15 protein-coding genes are annotated in these 21,774 nt (G+C 42.3%); 13 read left to right on the forward strand and 2 right to left on the reverse strand.

Going from position 1 to position 21,774, the window contains the following annotated elements; all coding sequences use genetic code 11:
• Positions 1-11 precede the first annotated feature (11 nt).
• From LP107_RS14310 to galE, 13 genes are all read left to right on the forward strand, one after another.
• Positions 12-1,034 carry a type I secretion C-terminal target domain-containing protein gene (locus LP107_RS14310; RefSeq protein ID WP_078274676.1) on the forward strand — a complete coding sequence of 341 codons (1,023 nt, stop codon included), beginning with the start codon at positions 12-14 and terminating at the stop codon, positions 1,032-1,034.
• Positions 1,035-2,098: 1,064 nt separating this feature from the next.
• On the forward strand, positions 2,099-4,945 hold the full coding sequence (locus LP107_RS00685; protein ID WP_078274674.1) for a 2-oxoglutarate dehydrogenase E1 component: 2,847 nt from the start codon (positions 2,099-2,101) through the stop codon (positions 4,943-4,945).
• A 98-nt stretch (positions 4,946-5,043) separates the two neighbouring features.
• Complete coding sequence (gene odhB, locus LP107_RS00690; RefSeq protein WP_112741705.1) at positions 5,044-6,264, forward strand: 2-oxoglutarate dehydrogenase complex dihydrolipoyllysine-residue succinyltransferase; 1,221 nt, start codon at positions 5,044-5,046, stop codon at positions 6,262-6,264.
• A gap of 60 nt (positions 6,265-6,324) precedes the next feature.
• A complete protein-coding gene (lpdA, locus tag LP107_RS00695; protein WP_264676349.1) occupies positions 6,325-7,770 on the forward strand; it encodes a dihydrolipoyl dehydrogenase in 1,446 nt (481 codons plus the stop codon).
• A gap of 91 nt (positions 7,771-7,861) precedes the next feature.
• Positions 7,862-9,403, forward strand: coding sequence for a hypothetical protein (locus LP107_RS00700; RefSeq protein ID WP_078274672.1), 1,542 nt, complete (start codon positions 7,862-7,864; stop codon positions 9,401-9,403).
• A 20-nt stretch (positions 9,404-9,423) separates the two neighbouring features.
• Positions 9,424-11,484, forward strand: a complete 2,061-nt coding sequence (locus LP107_RS00705) for a glycosyltransferase family 2 protein (RefSeq protein WP_169836098.1) — start codon at positions 9,424-9,426, stop codon at positions 11,482-11,484.
• Between the two features lie 268 nt (positions 11,485-11,752).
• Entirely contained in the window at positions 11,753-11,941 is a 189-nt protein-coding gene (locus LP107_RS00710) for a hypothetical protein (protein ID WP_143821703.1), read from the forward strand.
• Between the two features lies 1 nt (position 11,942).
• Positions 11,943-13,112, forward strand: a complete 1,170-nt coding sequence (locus tag LP107_RS00715; protein WP_078274671.1) for a nucleotide sugar dehydrogenase — start codon at positions 11,943-11,945, stop codon at positions 13,110-13,112.
• Between the two features lie 35 nt (positions 13,113-13,147).
• Positions 13,148-14,575 carry a glycosyltransferase family 2 protein gene (locus LP107_RS00720; protein WP_078274670.1) on the forward strand — a complete coding sequence of 476 codons (1,428 nt, stop codon included), beginning with the start codon at positions 13,148-13,150 and terminating at the stop codon, positions 14,573-14,575.
• Positions 14,575-15,441, forward strand: coding sequence for a UTP--glucose-1-phosphate uridylyltransferase (locus LP107_RS00725; protein WP_264676035.1), 867 nt, complete (start codon positions 14,575-14,577; stop codon positions 15,439-15,441). The genes LP107_RS00720 and LP107_RS00725 overlap by 1 nt, the downstream gene beginning before the upstream one ends.
• A 43-nt stretch (positions 15,442-15,484) precedes the next feature.
• Entirely contained in the window at positions 15,485-17,101 is a 1,617-nt protein-coding gene (pgi, locus tag LP107_RS00730) for a glucose-6-phosphate isomerase (protein ID WP_078274668.1), read from the forward strand.
• A 34-nt stretch (positions 17,102-17,135) separates the two neighbouring features.
• Positions 17,136-18,416: a UDP-glucose 6-dehydrogenase gene (locus tag LP107_RS00735; protein ID WP_078274667.1), complete on the forward strand. Its 1,281-nt coding sequence runs from the start codon at positions 17,136-17,138 to the stop codon at positions 18,414-18,416.
• A gap of 23 nt (positions 18,417-18,439) precedes the next feature.
• The gene (gene galE, locus LP107_RS00740) at positions 18,440-19,474 is read left to right on the forward strand and encodes a UDP-glucose 4-epimerase GalE (protein WP_078274666.1); all 1,035 of its coding nucleotides are present in this window, start codon (positions 18,440-18,442) and stop codon (positions 19,472-19,474) included.
• Positions 19,475-19,522: 48 nt separating this feature from the next.
• Here the strand turns inward: galE and LP107_RS00745 are convergent, their stop codons facing one another.
• A complete protein-coding gene (locus LP107_RS00745; RefSeq protein ID WP_112741713.1) occupies positions 19,523-20,521 on the reverse strand; it encodes a M48 family metallopeptidase in 999 nt (332 codons plus the stop codon).
• A 6-nt stretch (positions 20,522-20,527) separates the two neighbouring features.
• Positions 20,528-21,709: a YjgN family protein gene (locus LP107_RS00750; RefSeq protein ID WP_078274664.1), complete on the reverse strand. Its 1,182-nt coding sequence runs from the start codon at positions 21,707-21,709 to the stop codon at positions 20,528-20,530.
• Positions 21,710-21,774 lie beyond the last annotated feature (65 nt).

Consider the following 21,774-nt stretch of genomic DNA (forward strand, 5'->3'; position numbering starts at 1 on the left):
GTGGTACTTCAATGCTTGACCTGACAGGCATGGCAGAGTTTGATAAAATCAAATATAAAATTGGCGTGATTGACAGTTTTATGAGCACAAAAACAGATAACATGTTTTATGCTAACGTCAAAGACTTTGAAAAAACAACCAAAATTATCAATCATACTTATGATAGGCTGATTAAGTCTGTTTATAGTAGACTCTATCCGCAAACTGTTCAGAATCGTTATGGCGATTTGATAGATATTGTGGTAGATGTCAAAGATGGTAATATTCTGTTTGGTTTGGACATTAACCGACTGGTGAGCGACTTTAAGGCAAGGTTGGATGTAGGCGGTCAAACCGCAATGCCTGCCTTTGGCGATATCATGGAGTATTTTGCTTATCTTCAAGTGCAAACACAACCTAACATGGTTGGCAGAGATAAGTTGGTTAATTTGATAGAGCATGTTGTATCTAACGTGCCAAAACATGAATTGGATGGTTGGATAAATGGTATTGATTTTAAGATTGATAGAGAATTACCAATTAAGATGGGCGATGCACAACATAATCATTTAAATGGCGGTGCTGTGTTTGCAGGTGCTGTTAATGATCGGTTGACTGGAACTAAAAATTCTGACCTCCTATTTGGTCAAGACGGCAACGACAGATTGATAGGCGGTAACGGCGATGACATCTTAAATGGTGGTGCTGGCGATGATTATTTGCAAGGAGGTGCAGGAGCGGACACTTTTGTGTTCTCTTTGGACGTGGATTTGGTGGTAGATGTTAGCCAAATTGGATTTGATAAAATTGCTGATTTTGATCTAAAGCAAGGAGATAAGATTGATCTAACAGGACTTTTTGCTGACAAATCAATCATGGACAATTTTGGTGATTATATTCATTTTGAAAAATCAGGTGCCAAAAATATTACGATGATGATTGATATTGATGGCAAGGATGAGATGTTTGAAAAAATAGCAATCGCTGACATATATTCAAATAACATCGATGGTGTGTTGAACCAACTCAATCAGGGTGAAGGTTTGATTTTGTAAAGTAATCATAAAAAAATAAGGCATCATCAAATGCCTTATTTTTTTATGATTAAAGCGAATTATTCCATGCCATATTTTTGAGCAATGGTTTTTATCTTGCCATTTTTGACTAACTCATCAATGCCTTTATTGAGTATTTGTGGTAGTTTGGTGTTATTTTTATTGGCTAAAAAGTGTAGTTGGCTTTGTCGGAGTAGGGTATGATTTTTTTGCTTGCATCCCTGTTTATGTCTGATAAGGGGTTAGGGTGGTGCTTGCTAGTTTTGGGTTATCAGCAAGATAGAATAATATAGATGTTTTGGCATAATAGGCATTGGGTGTACCGTATTTTGATGTGCACTTTTCGGTTTGGAAAATGGCAGTGGTACCATATCGCTGATTCTAGAATCTAATTTCGGCAAAATAAGCTTTCAGATGTTGTTGGTTTAAATTGAATGTTAAGCTTTTTGTTTTTGGCAATGCAATACACCAGAATCAAAACCTGTAATGGCTCCTTTTCCATCAGAAAAATTAAAAGGTGCAACGTCTGAGATTGTTGCTATTGTTAATTTTTTAACATTGGAGGTGTTTGTGTCAAAACTATTTGTCTCTGTGTTGGTAATGGATGTTTTAACCGACATTTTTATTTTTGCGTATGGCATTGGTATCGACAGACAGGTTAGTGGCATGGACGTTAAGTTGATTTGATGGTAGCGGTACTCTCCTTGGTGCTAGAATGGGCAAAATGACCAGTTTCGATTAAAAATTTAAAATAATGTTTTTTAAAATATAAATCTATTGAAATTTTAGATTGAAATAAATGTAAAAACATATGTTTTTTTCAAAAATTAAATCCTATTCACATTTTTAAAACCATTGCAACTTGTTATATTTTGTCAAATGACGTAAACTATACAGTATTTATTTGATGAAGCTGTCTTTGGCTTAATTTGGGACGGATTCATGGATAGATTTTAGAGTAAGCGAGATGATTTTGCCGACAGACGGTTTTGCCATGCTCATCATTCGCTGACCTAATGCAACAATGTATCAAAATTTTCCTTAAAAATAATATGGCGAATATTATGACAAAAAGTAGCAAAGATACGGTGGCTTATCAAAGCACCGAACTCACCGCAGATGGTGCAGCGTATATTGAGGCGTTGTACGAGGACTATTTGGCGGATAAGGCAAGCGTGAGCATCGAGTGGCAAAAATACTTTGCCGATTATGAGCAAGCAGGCGATGCCCCGCACAATGCCATTAAAGAGCAGTTCTTGCTCCTAGCCCGCAACCAAACCAACGCTCGCCCTATTGTGCAGACCGTTGGGACAGGTGACTGCGACCCCAAACAGATGGCGGTGCAACAGCTTATCAGTGCCTATCGTCGTCGTGGACATCGTGTCGCTAAGATTGACCCCTTGGGACTACAAAAGCGTGATGGCATTGAGGACTTGACCTTGGCTTATCATGGTCTGTCCGAGGCTGACCTTGACACGACGTTCCCAACCACGCTCATGCATATTGGTAAAGAGTCAGCAACACTGCGTGAGATTATTGAGATTTGTGAGCGTATCTACTGCGGTAGCATTGGCTATGAGTACATGCATGTCTTTACCGCCACCGAGAAAAAGTGGATTGAAAAATATATTGAGCAAAATCAAGGATTTATCAGATTTGATAAAGACAAAAAATTAGAAATCCTTGACCGCTTGACCGCCGCCGAGGGTCTAGAAAAATACCTGGCTCGTAAATACACAGGCGTTAAGCGTTTTGGTTTAGAAGGGGGCGAGAGCTTCATTCCTGCGGTGCATGAGATGATTCAGCGTGTGGGAACCTATGGCACCAAAGAAGTCGTCATCGGCATGGCTCACCGTGGTCGCCTAAACCTACTTGTCAATATCATGGGTAAAAACCCATCTGCCCTATTTGATGAATTTGATGGTAAAGTTCAGCCAACAGTCGGTTCGGGCGATGTGAAATACCACAATGGGTTTAGCTCAAACGTCATCACCAAAGGCGGAGAGATGCACCTTGCCTTGGCATTTAACCCGTCTCACTTAGAAATCGTCTCTCCTGTCATGCTAGGCTCGGTGCGTGCTCGTCAAGCCCGCCGTAGTGAGGCTTATGGCTATGACATTGACAACAGCACGGTACTGCCCATCGTGGTGCATGGCGATGCGGCGTTTGCAGGTCAAGGTGTCAACCAAGAGACTTTCCAGATGTCGCAAACCCGTGCTTACAAAACAGGCGGTACGGTACATGTCGTCATCAATAACCAAGTGGGCTTTACCACGTCTCGCCCTGATGATGCCCGCTCTACCGAGTACTGCACGGACGTTGCCAAAATGGTACACGCCCCTGTCCTACACGTCAATGGCGATGACCCAGAGGCGGTGGTGTTCGCAAGCCAGCTTGTCTTGGATTATCGCACCGAGTTCGGTCGTGATGTTGTGCTTGACATCGTCTGCTATCGCCGTAACGGACACAACGAATCGGACGAGCCGTCAGCGACTCAGCCACTTATGTATCAAGTCATCAAAAAACTGCCCACCACTCGCACTCAGTACGCTGATAAACTGGTTGCTGAGGGTGTATTGACCAAAGAAGAATCTGCCCAAATTGAAGACGACTATCGCATCGCCCTAGACAATGGCGAGGATGTGGCTCACGGGCTTGCCAAAGAGCCTGATACCAGCTTGTTTGTGGATTGGTCGCCTTATGTGGGTCATGGCTTGACTGATGACGTCCAAACTGGCGTGCCTGTTGAAAAGCTCAAATCCTACGCACAAGCGATGGCAAAAGTACCAGAAGGCTTTGAGTTGCAACGCCAAGTTGCCAAGGTGCTAGAGCAACGCCTTGCCATGCAAACAGGTCAAGAGCCCCTAAACTGGGGTGCTGCCGAAACGTTGGCATACGCGTCACTTGTGGATGAGGGTTCGCTTGTGCGTATCACAGGTGAGGACGTGGGTCGTGGGACATTCTCGCACCGTCATAGCGAGCTGTACAGCCAAAAAGATGCCAGCCTATATCTCCCGTTACAGCACATTCGTGAGGGGCAAGCCCGTTTTGCCACCTACAACTCACTGCTATCAGAAGAAGCGGTACTTGCCTTTGAATACGGCTATTCTACCACCGTGCCAAATGCTCTGATTGTGTGGGAAGCTCAGTTTGGTGACTTTGCCAACGGAGCTCAGGTGGTCATCGACCAGTTCATCTCATCGGGTGAGACCAAATGGCAACGTCTGTCGGGTCTTGTTATGTTGCTGCCACACGGCTTTGAAGGTCAAGGCCCTGAGCATTCATCAGCTCGTTTGGAGCGTTTCTTACAGCTATGTGCTGAGGATAATATGCAGGTCATCACCCCGACAACGCCTGCTCAGATTTTCCATGCTCTACGCCGTCAAGTTGTCCAAAAAGCTCGTAAGCCACTTATTGTCATGTCGCCCAAATCGCTACTTCGTCATCCGCTTGCCACGTCTCAGCTTGACGAGTTGGCAGATGGTAAATTTGAAAGTGTGTTGCCTGAGATTGACAGCATTGACAACAGCAAGGTAACTCGTGTGGTGTTGTGTGGCGGTAAGGTGTATTATGAACTGCTTGAAGCTCGCCGTAAGCTAGGGCTTGACCACATCGCCATTGTGCGTATTGAACAGCTTTATCCATTGCCAGAAGAGCGTATCTTGGCAGAGCTTGCCAAATACCCAAATCTTAGCGAAATCATCTGGACGCAAGAAGAGCCACTTAACCAAGGTGCGTGGTACTATCTACTGCCAGAGCTACACCGCTTGACGGAAGGTAAAGCCAAACTGCTACCTGCGTCAGGTCGTCCTGCGGCGGCGGCTCCTGCGACAGGTTCGCCAAAGATTCATGTGGCACAGCAAAAAGCTCTGATTGCCCAAGGCCTAGGCGTGAGCGAAGACCAACTATAAGTAAGTGTCAGGATAAACTCATGATTTGTGGGTTTATCTGTCTTTTCATTTTATTTATTAATTTATCAAAACTGCAAATTAATTCTTAGGAGTTTATCATGGCTGACATTAAAGCCCCCGTATTTCCAGAATCGGTACAAGACGGCACCATCGTAGAATGGCACGTTAGTGAGGGCGACCAAGTTGCCCGCGACCAACTGCTTGCCGAGATTGAGACCGACAAAGTTGTGTTAGAAGTGGTTGCCCCTGATGATGGCGTGATTAGTAGCATTACCAAAGGCGTGGACAGCACCGTGGTGTCTGCTGAAGTTATCGCTACCTTTGAGGCAGGTGCAACTGCTGCTCCAAAGGCTGAGAGCGAAGAGCTATCCAAAGACGAAGCTGACAAAGGCACAACCATTGACCCAGCCAGCGTTGCCGCTCCTGTACAGCCAAAAGCCGAAGCAGAAGGCGACTTTAAAGACCAAAGCCCTGCCGTGCGTAAAGCTGCCAAAGAAACAGGCGTAAACCCAGCAGACGTACAAGGCTCGGGTCGTGGCGGTCGTGTTACCAAGTCTGACATGGTGAACCCCACTCTAAAAGGCGACAACGGTCAAGTCATCGCTACTGCCATCGGTCAGCGTATCGAAAAACGTGAGCCAATGACTCGTCTGCGTAAGCGTATCGCCGAGCGTCTATTGTCCGCCACCCAAGAAACAGCCATGCTTACGACCTTTAACGAAGTAAACATGAAGCCACTGATGGACTTGCGTGCCAAATACAAAGACCAATTTGAAAAACGCCATGGCGTAAAATTGGGCTTTATGTCGCTATTTGTAAAAGCAGCCACCGAAGCGTTGAAGCGTTTCCCTGCGGTGAATGCGTCTATTGATGGCGATGATATTGTATATCACGGCTACTATGACGTGGGCGTGGCGGTGTCAAGCGACCGTGGTTTGGTTGTGCCTGTCCTTCGTGATACTGACAGCATGGGTCTTGCCGACATCGAAGGCGGTATCCGTGATTACGCCACCAAAGCCCGTGAAGGCAAATTGTCTATTGAAGAGATGACTGGCGGTACATTTACCATTACTAACGGCGGTGTGTTCGGCTCGCTCCTGTCTACCCCAATCATCAACCCACCACAAACTGCTATCCTAGGTATGCACGCCATCAATGAGCGTCCTATGGCGGTCAATGGTGAAGTGGTTATCCTACCGATGATGTATCTTGCCCTGTCTTATGACCACCGTTTGATTGATGGTAAAGATGCGGTGCAATTCTTGGTAACGATTAAAGAGCTTATCGAAGACCCAGCCCGTCTGATTTTGGATTTGTAATGTGTTATAATGCCTGCTCAAAGGGTGGGCATTTTATTTTTAAAATAAGAGAGAATAATGATGAAAAATTCATATGATTTAGTGGTTATCGGTGGCGGCCCTGGTGGCTATGAAGCTGCCATTCGTGCAGCTCAACTTGGCTTTAGCACCGCTTGTATCGAAAAACGCATTCACAAAGGCGAGCCTGCCCTTGGTGGTACTTGCCTAAACGTGGGTTGTATCCCGTCGAAAGCCTTGCTTGACAGCTCACACCGCTATGAAGCAACCCGCCATGAACTTGCCGAACACGGTATCACGACAGGCGATGTGGCGATTGACGTTGCCAAAATGCTAGAACGCAAAGACAGTATTGTCAAAGGCTTGACCGCAGGCGTGGCAGGTCTATTAAAGGGCAATGGCGTGGACTGGCTACAAGGCGTGGGTACCTTGCTTGACGGCAAATCAGCCGAAAAACAAGTCAAATTTACCGCTCATGACGGCACCGAGACCACCATTACTGCCAAATATGTGATTTTGGCGGCAGGTTCTGTGCCAATTGAAATCCCAGTTGCCAAAACTGACGGCGAATTTATCGTAGACAGTACAGGTGCCTTAGAATTTAGCGAAGCCCCAAAACGTCTTGGCGTTATCGGTGCTGGCGTGATTGGCTTAGAGCTTGGCTCGGTATGGCGAAGACTTGGCTCAGAAGTGGTAGTGTACGAAGCCATGCCAGAGTTCTTGGCAGTTGCCGATAAAGACATTGCCAAAGAAGCAGGAAAACTCCTTAAAAAACAAGGTCTTGACATTCGTGTCGATACCAAAGTGACGGGTGCTGAGGTGGTGGGTAGCGAAGTGGTTGTAACCACGGATGTCAAAGGCGAAACCAAAACCGAAACCTTTGACAAACTTATCGTGTGCGTGGGTCGCCGTGCGTACAGTGAAGGCTTGCTTGCAGACGGCTGTGGCATTGAGCTGACTGAGCGTGGACTTGTGGCGGTAGATGACCAGTGCAAAACCAACCTAGATGGTGTGTATGCCATTGGCGACTTGGTGCGTGGCCCAATGCTTGCCCACAAAGCGATGGAAGAAGGCATGATGGCGGTAGAACGCATTCATGGCGAAAAAGCTCAGGTAAACTACGATACCATCATCAGTGTGATTTATACGCACCCTGAGATTGCGTGGGTGGGCTTGACCGAAGAGCAAGCACGTGCCCGTGGACATGAAGTCAAAACTGGCTCATTTAACCTATCTGCCAACGGTCGTGCCTTGGCACAAGGTGAGGGCGTGGGTGTGATTAAGGTTGTGGCTGACGCCAAGACTGACCGCTTGCTAGGCTTACACATGGTAGGTGTGGGTGCTGGCGACATCGTCCACCAAGGCATGATTGCCCTTGAATTTGTGTCAAGTGTAGAAGACCTACAGCTCATGACATTCGCTCACCCAACCGTATCAGAAGCGGTGCATGAGGCGGCATTGTCAGCAGACGGTCGTGCGATTCATGCGATTCAGCGTAAGAAGCGTTGATTAGTGTAAGAGATTAATAAACATCTGTTGAAAAACAGGTGTTTATTTGCTATTATAGAAATATTTTACTTGTTTAATTATTGGGTTTCTTATGAGCAAGGTTTTGATTGTTGGTCATCAGTATTCTAATTATCAAAAATTAGAAGAAATATTAAATTTTTGTGGAATGGCAAAGGCATTGCCTTCCAAAGCTTACAGTATGACACCACAAGACATTAATATCAAAATTGGTAGTGTTGCTATATCAGTGCCACAAAAAGTGTTATCAACTCGACAACAGAGATCGGCCGCTAGTAGACTCTCAAAAAACCAAAAAACCCTTGTAGTTCGTCATGCTCAATCAGAAAGTTCTTATGTTCAAAAAAAGCCTAAAAAAATGTGGGATAGTCTAGCTTTTGATTTGATTATGGCAAATGATGAACAGTCATTATGGGGCTGGGCAGACTCTAATGCTATTAGCCTGTTAGAGTATTGGGCTGATTTCGACGAAGACATGGTTTTTGTCTTAACTTATGATAAGCCCGATGTTATTTTAAAGCACCTACTTAATGACGTTGAAGTCCAGCAGTTGGAACAATCAGTTATCGATGAAAAAACAAAAGATTGGTTTGAGTATAATCAAGCTTTAATTAACTTTTATCAAAAAAATAAGAATCGCTGTCTGCTTGTTAATGGTGAACAGGTATTGGATTCGGCAAAAGATTATGTTCATTCTGTTGCTAAAATTACTCAAATTGAATTTTCTTCAGGCAGTGAAGAATTGCCCACGTTGCAAGATGATGTTTCACTAGCAGATTCTCTGACATTAGATTTCTTGATTCGTGAAGTGCTTGCTTCTAGTGATGATATACATCAAATGTTTAATAGACTTCAAAACTTGGCAGATATACCACTTGTTAGTCAGGCTCAGATTGGTAGTGCGTTAGATTTACTCAAAGAGACAGTGAGCAAGCAAAAAAAATTACTACAAATGGATGCTGAGCAAGAAATTCAGAGCAAGTTAATGATTAGCCAGCAAGAAAACTCACTGATGATTGAGCAATTGCACCAAACACAAGCAGAACTTGAAAAATATTATCTTGAGAATAAAAAGTCATCAGATTTGCTACGTCAAGAACAAGAGAAGGTTAAGAGTTTAGAAAAACAGTTGACTAATAAACAAGAGTTATTAAATGCGAATCAGCTTTCACCGCAAATCAAACAAGAAAATGATTTATTAATTAAACAGCTTCAGCAGACCCAAGAAGAGCTTGAAAGATATTATCTTGAGAATCAGAGATTAAAATCTCAAAAGCAAGAACCTGCTAAACCTGTTTATTATGGAGCGGCAGATAGGGTGAAAGAAGATTTGCCTTATCGACTCGGAGCTACCATGGTGAGTCATTCTAAATCCGCCAAAGACTTGGCGATATTGCCACTGGCTTTGGCGAAGGAATATCGTGAATTTCAAAAACATCAGCCAACTGATTTGCCTGCAATCGAGGAGTATCAAGATGCTCACGAGGCGGAGAAAGCAAAAAAACATCTATCCTATCGACTGGGTAAAACGCTGGTCGATGGGGTAAAATCAAAAAAAGTATTGGACCTACCTGTGAAGATGGGTAGGGAGATTGTTGGGTTTGGTAACAAATAGGTTTTGCTGAGGTTGATATTATGGCAAGTTTTGTAGAAGCAAATCGTTTGTATAATGAGGGGAAGTACCAAGAAGCTTATGATATCTATGTTGAATTGGGTAAAGTATTTGGCGACTCAATAATTCAGTACCAACTGGAAATATTAAAAAATAAGATACAAAATAAAGATTCAGTTGTGATTATTTCTCAATCAAACGATTTGGATAATGCCACCAAAATTATGTTATCCAATATGGGAGAATCTAAACTTTCAGATGAGGAATACAAGGACATTTTAGAGACTTGGTATAAAAAAACAAAAAATAAATCTGCAGATGCGGACATTAAACCAATCAATCCAATTCCTAGTGATTGGCCAAAAGATTTAGTCTTGCCTAGTTTGCCAGAAGGGGTGAATGATTTTTTTTGGAGCAATACAAGAAAAAATAGTAATAAAAAGACATCTAATTTTGGACTGTCGGTGATTATACCTACCTTTAACAGAGGCCACATCTTAGAAATCACACTATCTTGCCTGATTAACCAAAAAACACAATACTCTTTTGAGGTGATTGTTGCTGACGATGGCAGTAGAGAAGACATTTGTGCTATCGTCAGGAAATATGAAAAAGATTTAGATATTAAGTATGTGCGTCAAAAAGACTACGGCTATCAACTATGTGCTGTCAGAAATTTAGGTCTAAGAACGGCTAAGTATGATTTTGTCTCGATATTAGATTGTGATATGGCACCAAATCCTCTGTGGGTAGAATCATACATGAAACTTTTGGAGAAGAATGATAATGTTGCATTGATTGGTCCAAGAAAATATGTAGATACACATAATATTCAGCCAAGTGAAATTATAAATAACCCCGCTTTGATCGAACAATTGCCCGAAGTTCAAACCAATAATTCTGTATCGGGGAAAAATGACGGTGAAATTTCAGTAGACTGGCGACTTGAACATTTTAAAAAGACTGAAGATTTGCGTTTGTGTGATACACCATTTCGGTTTTTTAGTGGTGGCAATGTTGCTTTTGCACGGAAATGGTTAGAGAAAGCTGGTTATTTTGATGAGGAATTTACTCATTGGGGTGGAGAAGATAATGAATTTGGTTATCGCCTATTTAAATACGGTTGTTTTTTTCGTGCTGTTTGGGGTGGTATGGCATATCATCAAGAACCGCCTGGAAAAGAAAATGAGACGGATAGAGCCGAAGGTAAAAAAATTACAATTAATGCTGTAAAGCAAAAAGTTCCTTACTTTTATCGAAAAATCCAATCCATTAATGAGGCACAAATTTACAAAGTGCCTTTGGTAACCATCTACATTCCTGCCTATAATTGTGCAAATTCTATTCAAAGATGTGTTGATAGTGCCTTAAACCAAACTGTTACTGATTTAGAGGTTTGTATTTGCAATGATGGATCTACCGATAATACTCTAGAAGTTGTAAAATATTTATATGGCAACAATCCAAGAGTTAAGATTATTTCTAAAGAGAATGGTGGGATTGCATCAGCTTCCAATATAGCAGTTCACAATGCTAACGGATATTATATTGGTCAATTGGATTCTGATGATTATCTGGAACCTGATGCAGTAGAGTTATGCTTGAAAGAATTCTTAAAGGATAGATCACTTGTTTGTGTGTATACAACTAATCGCAATGTAAATTCTGATGGTAGTTTGATAGCTAATGGGTATAATTGGCCTGAATTTTCAAGGGAAAAGCTAACTACGGCAATGATAGTTCATCATTTCAGGATGTTTACGGCAAGAGCATGGCACCTAACCACTGGTTTTGATGAGAAAATTGAAAATGCTGTTGATTTGGATATGTATCTTAAATTAAGTGAGGTTGGGTCATTTAAGCATATCAATAAGATAAGTTATAATCGGGTATTGCACGGAAATAATACATCTATTAAAAACTTGGGCATTCAAAAGAAAAATCATTTTTTAGTTGTTAATAATGCTTTAAATCGTCAAGGAATTACTAACTATCAATATAGTGCTGCTGACAACGATGACGGTAGTAGAAAATATTCCTTTATCAAAAATAGTGGCAGTAATATATCATCTGATTTAGTGTAGGTAAAACTGGCTTTTAGCCTAGTTTATCCTGATCGGCTGGATGGGTTATTGAGGAAATTGGATAATATTATTGAATATAATTTTGGTATAGTTGTTATCATTCTGCATTTAAATCCAAAATTTATCAGTATTGATATCTCTAATAAACTATATGAATTTGAAAATCAGCATAACGTCAAAATAATTATCAATTCTGAAATTTCTTATGAAAATTTCAAATATAAGCAAGTGGAATATTATCTAAGCAACTTCAATCAACGATGACAGATTGAAAGAAATTCAGGAAAATTTTATTTCTGGAAGTATTGTGCCAGAAATCAACAATAGAGATATTGTCGCTCCAACTATTTTGCTATTTCTATCAATGTTGCCGTTACATTCTGACAAGCCATACCGACAAGAGGCGATGTTGGCAAATGTTTTGAGATTGTATTATCAATATTTAAGAGTAAAATAAAATGAACATCACCATCACAGGCACAGGCTATGTCGGCCTATCCAATGCGGTATTATTATCCCAAAAATACCCTGTCATTGCCTTAGACATTGATAAAAATAAAGTAGATAAAATTAATAATCGCCAATCTCCGATTGATGATAAAGAAATCAGCGATTTTTTATCCACCAAATCATTAAATCTAAAAGCAACGACCGATAAAAATATCGCTTATCAAAATGCTGATATTGTCATTATTGCCACGCCAACCAATTATGACAGTCAGACAGGTTATTTTGATACCAGTAGTGTGGAGGCGGTGATTGATGATGTGCTTGCCATTAACCCAAAGGCACTCATCGTCATCAAATCCACCATTCCTGTTGGTTTTACCCAAAACATTCGTCAAAAATTAGGCGTGGACAACATCATCTTTTCGCCAGAATTTTTGCGAGAGGGTAAGGCATTGTACGACAATCTTTATCCGTCTAGGATTATTGTTGGTGAGCAGTCAGAGCGTGCCAAAGCATTTGCCGATATGCTTCTTGATTGTGCGATTAAAAAAGATGTTGAAATCCTATTAACTGATCCTACCGAAGCGGAGGCGATTAAGCTCTTTGCTAATACTTATCTTGCTTTGCGCGTGGCGTATTTTAATGAGCTGGACACCTACGCTGGAATACACGGTCTAAATACTGCCCAAATCATCAAGGGTATAGGGCTAGATCCTCGCATTGGTAATTATTATAACAACCCCTCTTTTGGTTATGGCGGTTATTGTTTGCCAAAAGATACCAAACAGCTTCTTGCCAATTATAAAAATGTCCCTCAAAACCTCATTCAGGCGATCGTCGATGCTAATGCCACTCGTAAGGATTTTATTGCCAAAGACATTTTAAAAACTAATCCCAATGTCGTGGGTGTGTATCGTTTGATTATGAAAGCAGGATCAGATAATTTTCGTTCGTCTGCGATGTTTGGTATCATTAAACGCCTGCGCGCCAAAGGCATCGCGGTAATTATCTATGAGCCAAAATATGCGGGCGATGAATTAGATGGAATGCAGGTGATTTCAGATTTGTCAGAATTTAAACAAAAAGCCGATATCATTATCGCCAATCGCTTGACCGATGAGCTATCTGATGTGTTAGAAAAAATCTATACTCGTGATATTTCAGGGGTAGATGATTAGTGTTTTTTAAAACACAACATAAAAAGCAGGATAATATGGCATGTCAAGTGGCAAATTATCCTGCTGTGTTGCGTTATAAAACCCCAAAAAGCTACTGGCAAGCAATGCGATTGGGGCTTTATCAAACAGTTTTAAATAATACACCCATTATTCAAACAAAAAAATCATTCATTACCAAAAAAATTGCTCAATTAAAACGTTTTGTTATTTCTGATGAATATTTGCAAATAGAGATTTGGCAAATACTATCCAATGATGATTTAAAAAAATATCACAAAGAATTTATCAAGGAAGCTTTTTATTTATATCCTAAAATTTTTGTAGAATATTTTTTAAATCATAGAGAATGGCTTAGTGATCAATATTATTTGGGATTGGCATTATCGTATGCTAATGATAATAATATTTTAGAAGACTTTGAATCAGAATGTGGTGAATTTTTTAAACATTTTGATACGATTGATAAGCAATGCTTACATGCCAATATTTATTTAAATACCAATGATAAGAAAATCACTCAACTTAATCATATTTTATCAGAATATCACTTATTATCATTATCTTTAAACAATGATTGTTTTTGTGTTAATTACTTGTCATCCAATATTGATAAAGCACAAGAGCATTCATCAAAGGTTAGCGTGATTGTTACGGCTTATAATGCCCAAAACACCATTAAAACTTGTATTCAAAGCCTATTAAATCAAACTTACGCCAATTTAGAAATCATCATCATCAATGATCATAGTGATGATGATACATTAAGCATCATTCAAGCTTTGGCAAGACAAGATGGTCGCATCAGATGGATTGATTTGTCAAGAAATACTGGGACTTTTGTTGCCAAAAGTATTGGAGTAATGTATGCTACTGGCGAATTTTTAACTTGTCAAGATGCTGATGATTTTGCTCATCCCCAAAAAATCGCCATTCAAGTTGAACCATTATTAAAAAATGAACATTTAGTTGCTACAACTTCTTATTGGCTTAGAATAGATAATAATGGTAATTTTTATGCAAGGCAATATTATCCTTTTTTGAGACAAAATCCTGCATCGCCCTTATTTCGCCGTCAAAAAGTCCAAAATGAAATTGGGCTTTGGCATATTGCCAGAACAGGTGCAGATAGTGAATTTTGGGCGAGATTAAAGTTGTGTTATGGCGATGATAAAATATTACCTATTAAACAGCCTTTAACTTTTGCCAGTCATCATAAGGATTCTTTGATGAATTCGAATAAATTTGGCGTGCATAACCGACAATCGGCATTAACACGGCTGGACTATTGGGAAAATTGGCAATTATGGCACATTGATTGTTTGACAAAAAAACAACCTTTAAAAATGCCTGACATTCAAGAGCAAACAATCCAAAAAATATTTGAAATCCCCCATTCTTTGGTTGTGGATATAGATGATATTCGCTATAATTTAAAGTATCATAAAACTGATAAGGCTATTTAATGACCAGACACATCACCCACGCCATCATCCCCACTGCAGGCTTTGGCACTCGTATGTTGCCACTCTCCAAAGCCGTGCCAAAAGAGCTTCTGCCACTTGGCGACAAGCCCGCCATTCACTATGTCGTCATGGAGGCGGTGCGTGCTGGCATCAAAAATATCGTGCTTGTCAATCACGCCCAAAAAAGTGCCATTGAAAATTATTTTGACATTAACAGCGAACTAGATACCCAGCTTCGCTCAAAGGGCAAAAATGAGCTGGCGGACAGTCTAAACTTTTTGCCTGATGATGTGCGGATTGTCAGTGTTCGTCAAGGCAAACCGCTTGGACTGGGACACGCTGTCTTGCAAGGGCGTTCGGTCGTGGGCGACAACCCCTTTGCCGTGCTGCTGCCCGATGTGGTGCTAGACCCCTTTAAGACCGATTTTAAGGCGGATAATTTGGCGTACATGCTGGATAAGTTTGCCAAAACAGGTCGCTCACAAATCTTGGTAGACCCTGTGGCGGACGATGATGTGCACAAATATGGCATTGCTCGCCTTGCCGATAAGCAAACCATTGCCAAGTCGGATACCAATCAATCTTTTGATGTTAAGGGTTTTGTAGAAAAGCCCCCGCTAAAAGACGCTCCGTCCAACCTTGCGGTGGTGGGGCGGTATGTGTTTAGCCCAGAGATTTTTGACTTTTTGGCAAAAGTTGAACCGTCCGTGGGCGGTGAGATTCAGCTTACCGATGCCATTGATGCCTTGATTGATACAAAAGGCGTGGATGTAACGACAATGGTGGGCGATAGTTTTGATGCAGGCGATATGACCAGCTATATGCGTGCATTTATGTATTTTGCCCAAAAGCAGTTAAATGCTTAAAATCCCCAAAAATTATATAAAGCATTGATAATCAAGGATTTTTATGACCCCTTGGCAAACCCTACAATCCCACGCCGCCACGCTCCCCGATTTAAACACTTTATTTAAATCCGACCCTGCTCGTGGCGAAAAATTTACCGCCAACGCTTGTGATATGTACATGGATTTTAGTAAGCAAGCGATTGATGAAGTGATCTTAAAAGACTTGTTAAAATTAGCCAGTGACTTTGACTTATCCAATAAAATCAATGACTTATTAACAGGAAAAAAAGTAAACGACACCGAAAACCGCCCTGCCTTACACACCGCTTTACGCCTACCAAAGGGCGAAACTCTCATCGTGGACGGCACGGACGTAAATACCCAAGTCCACGACAGCCTTGCCAAAGCCGAGACCATTGTCAGCCGTATCCGCACAGGCGTGTGGCGTGGCTATGCAGGACACGCCATGACAGACGTGGTAAATATTGGTGTAGGCGGTTCGGATTTAGGGCCTCTAATGGCGACCACCGCCTTGTCAGAGTGGGCGGACACGTCCATTCGGGTGCATTTTGTTTCCAACATGGACGGTACTCAGCTTGACAGTCTGTTAAAAGTGCTAAATCCCCAAACCACGCTATTTATCATTTCATCAAAGTCATTTGGCACGATAGACACGCTCTCCAACGCCAAAACGGCCTTGAGCTGGCTGTTGTTCGCCCACGACAACAGACCCACGATTTTACGCCGTCATTTTATCGGCATTTCCACACGCCCTGACAAGATGAGCGAGTGGGGGATTCATGAAAACAATCAGTTGCTACTGTGGGACTGGGTCGGCGGTCGGTTTAGTATGTGGTCGGTCATCGGACTTGCCATTGCCATAAAAATCGGCATGGACGGCTTTTATGAGTTACTATCAGGGGCGAACGACATGGACAGGCATTTTGCCACAGCCGATTTTGCCCAAAATATGCCCGTCCTACTTGGGCTGTTGGGTGTATGGAACAGCACTTTTTTGGGGATTAACGCCCACACCGTGCTACCTTATGACGGCAGATTGTCGCATTTTCCCAACTATCTGACCCAGCTTGAAATGGAGTCCAACGGCAAATCGGTCGCCAGAGATGGTCAGCAGGTCGGCTATGACACTTGCCCGATTTTGTGGGGCGACATTGGTTCAAATGCTCAGCACGCTTTTTATCAGCTCCTTCATCAGGGCACGCAACGGGTCTCTTGCGACTTTATCACGCCCATTCATCGCTATCATCAGCACCAAACTGCCAATGCTCATTTGTCCGAACAGCACAAGCTTTCCTTGTCAAATTGCCTTGCCCAGTCGCAGGTGTTGGCATTTGGCAATCACGCCTTGCCTGATGAGTTGCAAAAAAATGACGATGATTTTGCCAAATTCAAACAATATCGTGGCAATCAGCCGTCCACGACACTTTTACTTGACAGCCTAACGCCAAAAACGCTCGGCTCGCTCATCGCCCTATATGAGCATAAAGTCTATGTGATGAGCGTGATTTGGGGCATCAATCCGTTTGACCAATGGGGCGTGGAAGTGGGTAAAGTCATGGCAAATCAAGTCTATGATGTGTTGTGCGACAAACAAAGCGTGGGGGCGTTTGATTCATCAACCAATACGCTATTGAATAAAATTAAGGGTAAATTTTAAAAAGCATTTTTAATAAAAATCACGGTAAACAATAATGAAAACACACGACACGGTCTATATCATCGGAGCAAATCATGAAGCGATTAACGCAGGGATTTTGCTTGCCAGTTTAAATAAAAAAGTGCATTTATTAAGTATTAAAAATGCCATTGATGAGACATTGTTTCATTATCATTTTGACCGTCAAATCAATGCCTTGTGGTCGCTGTATGTTAATGAAAATAAAATCATTCATCATCATAAAAATAGCCGTGATGATGTAATTGATTTTATTAAAAAATCACAGGGTAGTTTAATTTGGTTATTTGTTGATGACATGAGTGATGATGAATTGGCAGTGTTTACCAAAACCCAAGACAATCCACACAGTCAAATTATCCTAAGTGGTATTGATACGATTGGCAAAATGGAGCAAATCGCCGATGAGATGATTAGTAAATGGGTGTATTATTTGCCGTTTATTTTTATGAAAGACGGAGCGAATTTTAGCAGTTTTTATCAATCGGATTTGGTATTGATTGGCGAAAAAACAGGAAATAGCGTGGCAAATTGTGAGATTATCTCGTTTATCAAATCCCAAGCCAAACAATGCCAAATTGACACCATTAAAACCATAGAATTTGCTCGCAGTGCGATTATGGCAATGCTTGCCACTCGCTTGTCGTTTATGAATGAAATGACACGCCTTGCCGATAAAGAAAACGTCAATATCAAGCACATTGAGCGGATTATGGGCTCGGACAGTCGTATTGGTTCGGCATATTTGGCGGCAGGTTGGGGGTTTGGTGGAAAGACCTTGCCTAATGAATTGGCTTTATTAAAAAGTCAATTTGACAATCAAAACGTCAAATCGGATGTATTAAATGCTGTGATTGATGTTAATGCTGACCAAAAAGAGCTGATTTTTAGAAAATTTTGGCGATATTTTAATGGCTTTATAGAAAATAAAACCGTGATGATATGGGGGGCAGGTTATCGCATTGGGGCGGGGCTTAGTACCAATAGTGCCATTCACCCTTTATTAAAATTGTTGTGGTCTTATGACATAAAAACGGTGGTTTATACCAATAATACCACGATTGAATTACAAACGATGTATGAAAATCAAGCCTTATTTGCAATAACAAATAACCCTTATGAATTAAATGGTGTGGATAGTTTATTTATCATTAATTGGTCAGGATTAACACCGCCTGATGTTTATGAATTAAATAAATACAATGTACCGATATTTGATGCCAAAAATATTTTAAGTGATGATGAGATTAAATTATTAACCGGTGATTATATTGGCATTGGTCGTAAAAATCACTAAGCCCATTTTTAAGAGAGTACGACATGAAAAAAATCCTAGTAACAGGCGGAGCGGGCTATATCGGCTCGCATACCTTGATTGAACTGATTAAAGCAGGTTATACGCCTGTGGTGTATGACAATTTGTCCAATTCTAGCCCTGTGGCGATTGAGCGTGTGCAAAAGATTGTCGGTACAGAGATAGCATTTATCAAAGGCGATGTGCTAGATAAGGCTCATTTGGAGCGGGTATTTGATGAACATGATTTTTTTGGTGTGATTCATTTTGCAGGGCTAAAAGCGGTGGGCGAGAGCGTGACAAAACCGCTTAAATACTACCAAAACAACGTAACAGGCACGCTAAACCTACTAGAAGTCATGAAAGACAAAGGCGTAACCAACTTTATCTTTTCATCATCGGCAACGGTCTATGGCGACCCAGAAACTTTACCAATTACCGAGACCGCCAAACGCTCATGCACCAACCCTTATGGGCAGTCCAAGCTCACGGTGGAGTATATCCTAGAAGATTTGGCAAAATCCGCCAAGGGTAGCCAAGTGTGGAATATCATCTCCCTACGTTACTTTAACCCCATTGGGGCGGACGTATCAGGGACAATCGGCGAAGACCCAAGCGACATTCCCAATAACCTCATGCCTTATATCAGCCAAGTGGCGGTGGGTAAATTAGAAAAATTATCCGTCTTTGGTGATGATTATGACACGGTGGACGGCACAGGCGTGCGTGATTATATTCATGTGGTGGATTTAGCAAAAGGTCATGTGTCGGCACTGGATTATATCGCCAAATGTGAGACGGCTTTTGGCTTTGAGCCGATTAACCTAGGCACAGGCAACGGCACAAGCGTACTACAACTGGTTAATGCCTTTATCCACACCACAGGGCAGTCCGTGCCATACGTCATCGCCTCAAGACGAGCAGGGGACATTGCCACTTGCTATGCCAGTAGCGATAAAGCCAAAAATTTGCTTGGCTGGACGGCAGAATACGACATCGAGCGTATGTGCGTGGACACATGGCGTTGGCAAAGTCAAAATCCCAGAGGGTATCATGCCTAAACAAAAACCGCCCAAAGGCGGTTTTTGCGACATTATGACAGTCATGTCCTATTCACTATGCTTCTTAACCTGCTCAATCCGCTTATCCGTCTTGGGGTGCGTGGACAGTAGCGACCAATGTCCTTGACCATTGCCATGTTCTTTTTTCATTTTTTCAAAGAAGTTGGCAAGGTGCATGGGCGATATGCCAAGGCGTTTTAGCTCATCGATGGCAAATTTATCTGCTTCCATCTCCGCATCTTGGGAGTATTGGGCGGCGACGAGCATGGTGGGTAGGGCGAGTATCAAATCAGACGCATCGCCTGTGATGACGATGACCAGTGCCCCCACACCAATACTGCTAATCGCCTGCTCTAAGCTATGACGATGCACCAAATGCCCCTGCTCATGAGCAAGCACGGCCAGGATTTCGTTGTTATCCCCACTAAGCTCGATGAGCTCGTCTGTGATGACGATGGTATTACTCGGTATGGCAAGAGCATTTGCCCCGATGACCCCGCCCCCACGTACCAGCACTTTGGCTTTGGGGTTGCTATCTAGCTTGTTATACAGAGCGACGATTTCATCTTGGCGAGCCTGTGGCAGCTTGCTTGGCTCGGTCAGCTCCATGACGTGCTCTTCTGCCTTTTGTCCGACTTCCATCAAGACATCAGGGGGCAGGGAGTGGGCGATGTGGTGCGATGCCAATGGCACGCCAAATTTGAGTACGCCTGTCATAAAAATAACAACAGCGACCAAGCTTACCAAAATCCACCCAAAACTACTCTCCATGATGGAGATTTTTTGAAATAGGCGTTTGTTGTGCAGTTCAAGCCAATCAGGTACACCGCCAATCAGCTCAATCCGCTCACCCCCACCAAAGGCAAGCACCCCTGCCGACCGCCCAACGCTCGGCACAAATTCACAGTCGGCAGTCTGATACACTCCGCCAAAGCCTTCGCCTTCTAGCACAAAGCTATCAGGGCTTGTGCTTGGGCGGATATGGGCGGTATGGGCTTTGCTTGTTTTGCCATCAAAATAGCGTACGATGATTAGGCGTGTACTCATGACAACCTACCATGACACGTCAATGTCAAATACATCGGCAATCTCTTCACCCAAAGCGGATTCTTCTACCATTTGGGGCGTGATAATCTCGTCAAAATTCTCATAACTTACCAAAGACAGCGTCTCGGTCTTATAGCGATGAAGTCGCACTGCCGCCCACGGGGTAAATAGCCCAAGCGTCAAGCCAATCAGCAAAAAGTTGGTAAATTGAATAAAAGCAAATCTAAAAATGCTAAACTCATTTAGCACAAACTCACTCTCGCCAATGGTCAAATTGCCCCACACGACCTTGTGCAAACAGGCTTGGGTGAGCGGTACGATAAGTAGCATCATAAGGTACATACCAATCAAGGCAAGCACTGCAACTCCCACACCAAAATCCGACCCAATCACTGCCCCAAGACCTATCATGACCACACCACCAATAGAGGCAAGGATAGCAATCCCAATCGGTATCAACACCGCCTTGTACACATCAAGCATACTGGCGTGCCACTCAAATGCCATTTCGCCAAATTGGGTGTTGTCAAACTGATAACTCTTAAACAATCGCCACGCAAATGGAGCAAGCAGAGCAAAGCCAATCATGATTATCATCATACCAATCACATCAGCCACGTCGAAATTTATGCTCAAATACACCGCCCCAGTGATAATCAGATTGGCAAAAATAACCAAGCCAAACAACACATAAGCGGCAAGCAGACTGCCTACAAAAGCAAAGCGGACATTTTTGTATTGGCTATTTCTTGCCCGAAAGCGTAACGTAGAACGCACAAGCCACGGAAACAAAGCCATCAGCAAAAGACCGCCCGCCGCTGCCACCATGGGCGAGAATTGCCCCAAGACACTAATGACAACATACACCCCAAGAGCGATGAGTCGCCCAAGTAAAATCCGCTTGGGATTAGCGGTAAAGTCAAATGGCTCATCCTTTAGCTCGGTGTTGCCATAAAAATACCGCAGACGGCGAACCTTTGCCCACGGCGAATAAATCCCAAGCGTGATAATCGTGAGCAGTAAATTGACAATCCAAATCTTAAAATACTCCGTCCCTGTTCCATAAAAATAAAAGTCGTATTGATACGGCTCATCGGGCAGGGCAGGGGGTGTGGGTGTGTCATAATTGGTAGGGGGTAGGGTGTCGTAGGTATTGAAGGTATTTTGGTCGTCTTTGGGGATTGACATACAATGTCCTTATGCTTAATGTGAGAATGGCTTTTGTTTTTTTGTACACAAATTATACCAAAATC

It is taken from the genome of Moraxella bovis, assembly GCF_025985205.1.
In the GTDB taxonomy this organism is placed as follows: Bacteria; Pseudomonadota; Gammaproteobacteria; order Pseudomonadales; family Moraxellaceae; genus Moraxella; species Moraxella bovis.

What these genes read in the sequence shown, in the direction of transcription:
- LP107_RS14310 (WP_078274676.1), top strand. Translation starts at nt 12, where the DNA reads ATGCTTGACCTGACAGGCATGGCAGAGTTTGATAAAATCAAATATAAA.
- LP107_RS00685 (WP_078274674.1), top strand. Translation starts at nt 2,099, where the DNA reads ATGACAAAAAGTAGCAAAGATACGGTGGCTTATCAAAGCACCGAACTC.
- odhB (WP_112741705.1), top strand. Translation starts at nt 5,044, where the DNA reads ATGGCTGACATTAAAGCCCCCGTATTTCCAGAATCGGTACAAGACGGC.
- lpdA (WP_264676349.1), top strand. Translation starts at nt 6,325, where the DNA reads ATGAAAAATTCATATGATTTAGTGGTTATCGGTGGCGGCCCTGGTGGC.
- LP107_RS00700 (WP_078274672.1), top strand. Translation starts at nt 7,862, where the DNA reads ATGAGCAAGGTTTTGATTGTTGGTCATCAGTATTCTAATTATCAAAAA.
- LP107_RS00705 (WP_169836098.1), top strand. Translation starts at nt 9,424, where the DNA reads ATGGCAAGTTTTGTAGAAGCAAATCGTTTGTATAATGAGGGGAAGTAC.
- LP107_RS00715 (WP_078274671.1), top strand. Translation starts at nt 11,943, where the DNA reads ATGAACATCACCATCACAGGCACAGGCTATGTCGGCCTATCCAATGCG.
- LP107_RS00720 (WP_078274670.1), top strand. Translation starts at nt 13,148, where the DNA reads ATGGCATGTCAAGTGGCAAATTATCCTGCTGTGTTGCGTTATAAAACC.
- LP107_RS00725 (WP_264676035.1), top strand. Translation starts at nt 14,575, where the DNA reads ATGACCAGACACATCACCCACGCCATCATCCCCACTGCAGGCTTTGGC.
- pgi (WP_078274668.1), top strand. Translation starts at nt 15,485, where the DNA reads ATGACCCCTTGGCAAACCCTACAATCCCACGCCGCCACGCTCCCCGAT.
- LP107_RS00735 (WP_078274667.1), top strand. Translation starts at nt 17,136, where the DNA reads ATGAAAACACACGACACGGTCTATATCATCGGAGCAAATCATGAAGCG.
- galE (WP_078274666.1), top strand. Translation starts at nt 18,440, where the DNA reads ATGAAAAAAATCCTAGTAACAGGCGGAGCGGGCTATATCGGCTCGCAT.
- LP107_RS00745 (WP_112741713.1), bottom strand. Translation starts at nt 20,521, where the DNA reads ATGAGTACACGCCTAATCATCGTACGCTATTTTGATGGCAAAACAAGC.
- LP107_RS00750 (WP_078274664.1), bottom strand. Translation starts at nt 21,709, where the DNA reads ATGTCAATCCCCAAAGACGACCAAAATACCTTCAATACCTACGACACC.